Genomic DNA, 4,854 nt, shown 5'->3' with positions numbered 1-4,854 from the left:
CTGCCCCTTCTTGGTGCCCTTGTCCGGCGTCTGCGTGGTGCCGGTGCTCCCCGTGCCCGCGGTGCCCGTGTCCGGGGTGCCCGCGCCGGCGCCCGTGCCCATCGTGCCGGTGCCCGTGCTCCCCGTGCTCGGGGTGCCGGTGCCCGTGGTGCCCGCGCCAGCGCCCGTGCCCGGGGCCGTCCCCGTGGTGCCGCCCGTCCCCGGGGCCGTACCCGTGCCCGTGGTGCCGCCCGTGCCCGTCCCCGTGGCCGTGCCCGAACCCTTGCTGCCCGTCCCCGTGCCCGCGGTGTTACCCGGGCCCGCGGTGCCACCCGTGCCGGTGCCACTGGTACCGGAGCCACCCGCACCGCTGTCATCCTGGATGAGGCCCTCGTCGAGGACCTCGTCGCCGGCGCCGCCCGTGCCCTGGTTCTCCGGGTTCAGCGTGCCCGTGCCCCCGAAATCATCGGTCGTGCCGCCCGTGCCGAGGTCGCCCGCGCCCCCGATGTCGTCATCGGTCATGCTGCCCGTGTCCGTGGGCTCACTGCCCACGTCGCCGGTGCCACCCGTGCCCCCCGTACTTCCCGGGTTCGTACTGCCGGGCGTCGTACCTCCCTGGTTCGTCCCCCCCGTGTCGGTGGTACCTGCCCCCTGCGTGGACTCGGTGGGCTCACCGCGCTCCGCCGCCGAGTTCGACTTGCACGCGGTGCCCAGCGCCATGGCCCCCGCGATGAGGCCCGCCAGAATCAGCTTCGTCCGAGTCATGATGTGACTCCCTGTGTGGGTTGAGGTTCGCTGGCCGGGAACGTGGTCAGCCGGTGTCCCCTCGGCAGGGAGGGCCCTCCTGGCTGGCCGCTCATCAGCGTGGCCCCCCACGCCCTCTTGCCGAGTCCCGAGTGTCGCTCCGGCGTCGCACCGCCCCGCTCCTCCTGACGCATCGCGACAGGCCGAAACCTCGAGCTTTTCGCGGACCCCTTCTGGACTGAAAATCCTTCAGCGCTATAATTTTATGCCAAGTATGAAAGAATCAGCCCCGATTTCCTTGGATGATTCCCTCTGGCCGCTGGTCATCGTTCGGTTCGTGGGCACCCCCCCCCTGCGCGACTTCGAGGCGTACCTGGAGAAGAGCCTCGAGATTCTTCGCCGGGGCCAACCCCACCTCCTCCTGGTGGACGTGGACAGGTCGCGGGAGGACGGCACGCCGCCCCTCGAGCACCGCCAGCTCCTGGCGAACTGGCTGGCACGGCACGAGGAGCGCATCCGCCAGACGGTGCTCGGCGTGGCCTACGCCACGGACTCGGCCCTGGTCCGGCTGGCCCTCAGCCTCCTCTTCCACCTCAAGGCGCCGGCCTCCCCGTACGTCGTGGCCCCCAACCTGGAGCTGGGCGCGGCGTGGGCAGCGTGCCGCCTGAGCGAGGCGGGCCTGTACGCGGACGCCGAGCACATCCGCCTCCACTTCGGGCTGCTGCGCCCTCGGCGCCACGCCTGAAGTCCACTCCTCAACAGTTCCTCACACCCCGCGTATGGACCGGATGCGCCGCCCCGAGGACCCGGTTGTCCGAAACCATGCCTTTCCCGAACAACCTCCTATACTGCGCCCAAGGGGGTTCTCCACCACATGAGCAGCAAGCGCATCCTCGGGATGATTCTCGCGGGGGGTCAGGGCACGCGCCTGGCTCCTCTGACTTCCAGGCGATCCAAACCCGCCGTCCCCTTCGGGTCGAAGTTCCGCATCATCGACTTCGCCCTGAGCAACTTCCTCAACTCGGGCGTCTACTCCATCTACGTCCTGACGCAGTTCAAGGCGCAGTCGCTCACCGAGCACATCCAGCGGGGCTGGCGCTTTGGCTCGGGCCTGCTCGCCGACTACTTCATCACCCTGGCGCCCGCGCAGATGTACCTCTACGAGGAGCTGGGCAACGTCTGGTACCGGGGCACCGCCGACGCCATCTACCAGAACCTCCACCTGGTGGAGAACTACCGCGCCGACAACGTGGCCATCTTCTCGGGTGACCACATCTACAAGATGAACGTGGCGCACATGCTGGAGCAGCACGAGGCCCAGCGCGCCGACATCACCATCGCCGCCTACCCCACGGCGCTGGCCGAGGCCTCGCGCTTCGGCGTCATGCAGGTGGACGAGCGCGGCCGCGTCATCGAGTTCCAGGAGAAGCCCAAGGAGCCCAAGGCGATGCCGGGCAAGCCGGGCATGGCCCTGTGCAGCATGGGCAACTACATCTTCAGCCGCCGGGTGCTCAGCGAGCTGTTGGAGGTGGACTCGCGCACCGAGGGCTCGCAGCACGACTTCGGCAAGGACGTGCTGCCGCGGGCGCTGCGCGACGGCTACCACATCCACGCGTACGACTTTCAGACCAACCCCATCCCCGGCCAGACGCGGCCCAACACCTACTGGCGGGACGTGGGCACGCTGGAGGCCTACCACGAGGCCAGCATGGACCTCGTCTCCATCAACCCCGAGTTCGACGTCTTCAACCCGGACTGGCCGCTGCGCACCGCCGTCGAGTACAGCCCGCCGGCCAAGTTCGTCCACGAGTCGGGCGAGCGCGTGGGCCGCGCGCTCAACTCCATGCTGGCCGGCGGCTGCATCATCTCGGGCGGCACGGTGCGCGAGAGCATCCTCTTCCGCCGGGTGCGGGTGAACTCCTACTCGCAGGTGACGCGCTCGGTCCTCTTCGACGAGGTGGACATCGGCCGGCACGCCCAGGTGAAGAACGCCATCATCGACAAGGGCGTGCGCGTGCCGCCCAACGCGAGGATTGGCTTCGACCTGGCGGCGGACAAGGCGCGCGGCTTCACCGTCACCGACAACGGCATCGTCGTGGTGCCCAAGGGCTACCGCTTCGAGTGAGGCCTACGACCCCGCACGGGCTGGAGGTGCCTCACGGCATGTCCGGCCCGTCAGGGTCCTGGCCTCGGATGGAATCGTCCGGGAGCCAAACCGGCCGTCGCCCTACCGCTGCTCTCCCTTTGACGCGCCGGGAGAACCCCCCTAGCGTGCAGGCGTGCCGAACGGTTGGGCCGAGTTCTTGGAGCGGGTCACGCAGCTGGAGTTGAACCAGGCAGACCCCCATGCCATCTGGTCGGAGTTTCTCCAGTTGGGCCAGACATCGCCTCACGCGCAGGGCATTCAACTGCTCGCGGAAGCCGTGCAGAAGATCCCCATGGACGACCGGATGTCCGTCGCCCTCGTGGTGACCTCACTGCTCGCTCCTTTCGAGTGGCCTCCGGAGTGGGAGCAACACCGGCTTCCACTTGTGGAAGCGCTGGACTCCTTGGTGCGCGCCATGGATCCGGCTCAACCCGATTCCCTGCCCGCTCTGCTGCCACTGGGGCCTAACGACAAGTCCCACCACGCAAACGGCCGCTTTATGCTCGTGAGCGCCGCCGCACTCATACGCTCTCCCTGCCGACGGGATCAACTGCGCGTCGGAGCCGGTCTGTGCACCCTCGGCTATTATTCCTGTCTGTCGGTCTACCGTCGTGTGATCACCAAGCTCGCAGAGGAGACTCAGGCAGGCCCGCTTCTGGAAGCCCGAATGAAGCTCGCTGCTTCTTTGGATCGATACGCCCAGGCCGCGCGTGCTCTCAACTCGGCTGTAGGGGAAGCTCTTTTCGAGAAGCTAGACGAACGGCTGGAGATGCCGGGGACTTGATGCAACTGCTCCATCTGAAGCTCGAGAACCTCCGCGCCATCCAGCACCTGGACCTCGACCTGTCGGTGGCTCCCGGAGAGCCACGCCGCCGGTTGGTTCTCCTCGGGGCCAATGGCGCCGGGAAGTCCACGGTACTCGATGCGCTGGCCCACGCATTCCAAGCCGTGGGGTCGGATACGAAGGACCTTGGTGCCGCGGAGCTGACCGCGGGGGATGTCCGCAACGTGGAGGAGCCCCAGCGAGAACTCGATGCGCCACCACGCCGAGGGACCATCGAGCTTCAGGCCTGGCTGTCTCCCGAGGAGCGGCGCGCCATCGCGCCCTACTACTCAGCGGCTCCCTCAAATGGCGCCCTGCGCTTCACCATCGGAGGAGGGCGGCTGAGCGAAGCCCTGAGGGCCACGGGTGTGCGGACCGGCAACATGTTCGAGGACGCCGCCCATGCGGCGCTCGTGGAAGCCCGTCCCCCCTGTGTGCTGCTGCCAGCGGACCGGGGGGTGCTCGAGCCTCGCGAGGATGTGATGCTCAAGGAGGTCGCGGACTTCAACCCCCGCCGCGGCTGCCTCTCCCGCAGCCGGGAGCGCTTCGCCAGCCTCGCCGCACGCCTGGCCCTGGCTTTCGCCGGTGACAAGCGCCTGGACCCGGACCGCAACGTCAGCAGAATGTGGAAGGTCCTGGAGAAGTACTTCCCGGAGATGCCTCGTCCCGTGGGCATCGAGGGTTTGACCTTGCGGTTCATGACTCAAGATGGAGCGCTCGTCGCGCTCGGGGCCTTGAGCGAGGGACAGCGCGCATTGCTGCTGATGTTCGGCGAGATCGCCCTGCGCGCACCGCAGCACGGGGTGGTGCTCATCGACGAGGTGGAGCAGCACCTGCATCCCCGCTGGCAGCGGATCATCCCCGAGGCGCTGGCCGCCCTGGTGCCGACGGCCCAGTTCATCCTGACGACCCAATCTCCCTACCTGGCCGCTTCCGTGCCAGATGATCGACTCGAGCTGGGTGACTGGAAGAGCCATGGCGAATGAGCCCCTCCGCCCGGGGGGCCGTCCGGGCCTCCTCGAGACCTTGGAGGACGATTTCCACGTGCCGCTCGTCCCCTCCATCGGGCGCGTGGAGGCCCTGGCGCAAGTCCGCGCAGCCGCCGAGGCCCTGAAGTTGGGCGCAGTGAGTGTCGCGCTCTCGGACCAGCCGGTCGCGCGCG

At 68.3% G+C, this 4,854-nt stretch carries 5 protein-coding genes and 1 pseudogene; 5 read left to right on the top strand and 1 reads right to left on the bottom strand.

Translation table 11 applies throughout. The features are described 5' to 3' along the window. Positions 1-744: pseudogene (locus VF697_RS21470) on the bottom strand (hypothetical protein); the annotation flags it as partial. Positions 745-1,021: 277 nt separating this feature from the next. Between VF697_RS21470 and VF697_RS21465 the strand changes: the two are divergent. The 5 genes from VF697_RS21465 to VF697_RS21445 form a co-directional block, all read left to right on the top strand. After that, positions 1,022-1,468: a hypothetical protein gene (locus tag VF697_RS21465; RefSeq protein WP_331097848.1), complete on the top strand. Its 447-nt coding sequence runs from the start codon at positions 1,022-1,024 to the stop codon at positions 1,466-1,468. Positions 1,469-1,597: 129 nt separating this feature from the next. Then, positions 1,598-2,848: a glucose-1-phosphate adenylyltransferase gene (gene glgC / locus VF697_RS21460; protein WP_331097846.1), complete on the top strand. Its 1,251-nt coding sequence runs from the start codon at positions 1,598-1,600 to the stop codon at positions 2,846-2,848. A 178-nt stretch (positions 2,849-3,026) separates the two neighbouring features. Beyond that, positions 3,027-3,653, top strand: coding sequence for a hypothetical protein (locus VF697_RS21455; RefSeq protein ID WP_331097844.1), 627 nt, complete (start codon positions 3,027-3,029; stop codon positions 3,651-3,653). Next, positions 3,653-4,678, top strand: a complete 1,026-nt coding sequence (locus VF697_RS21450) for an ATP-binding protein (protein ID WP_331097842.1) — start codon at positions 3,653-3,655, stop codon at positions 4,676-4,678. The genes VF697_RS21455 and VF697_RS21450 overlap by 1 nt, the downstream gene beginning before the upstream one ends. Continuing rightward, positions 4,668-4,854 (top strand): hypothetical protein (locus VF697_RS21445; protein ID WP_331097840.1); only part of this gene is annotated, 187 nt, incomplete at its 3' end. The genes VF697_RS21450 and VF697_RS21445, both read left to right, overlap by 11 nt.

It is taken from the genome of Archangium sp. (assembly GCF_036388035.1).
Taxonomy (GTDB): domain Bacteria; phylum Myxococcota; class Myxococcia; order Myxococcales; family Myxococcaceae; genus Archangium.
Note: the sequence above shows the minus strand (reverse complement) of the source record. Positions and strands in the feature narration are given on the sequence as shown.

Bases quoted from the DNA above. Each gene is read 5' to 3' on its own strand.
- glgC (WP_331097846.1), top strand. From the start codon at position 1,598: ATGAGCAGCAAGCGCATCCTCGGGATGATTCTCGCGGGGGGTCAGGGC.
- VF697_RS21450 (WP_331097842.1), top strand. From the start codon at position 3,653: ATGCAACTGCTCCATCTGAAGCTCGAGAACCTCCGCGCCATCCAGCAC.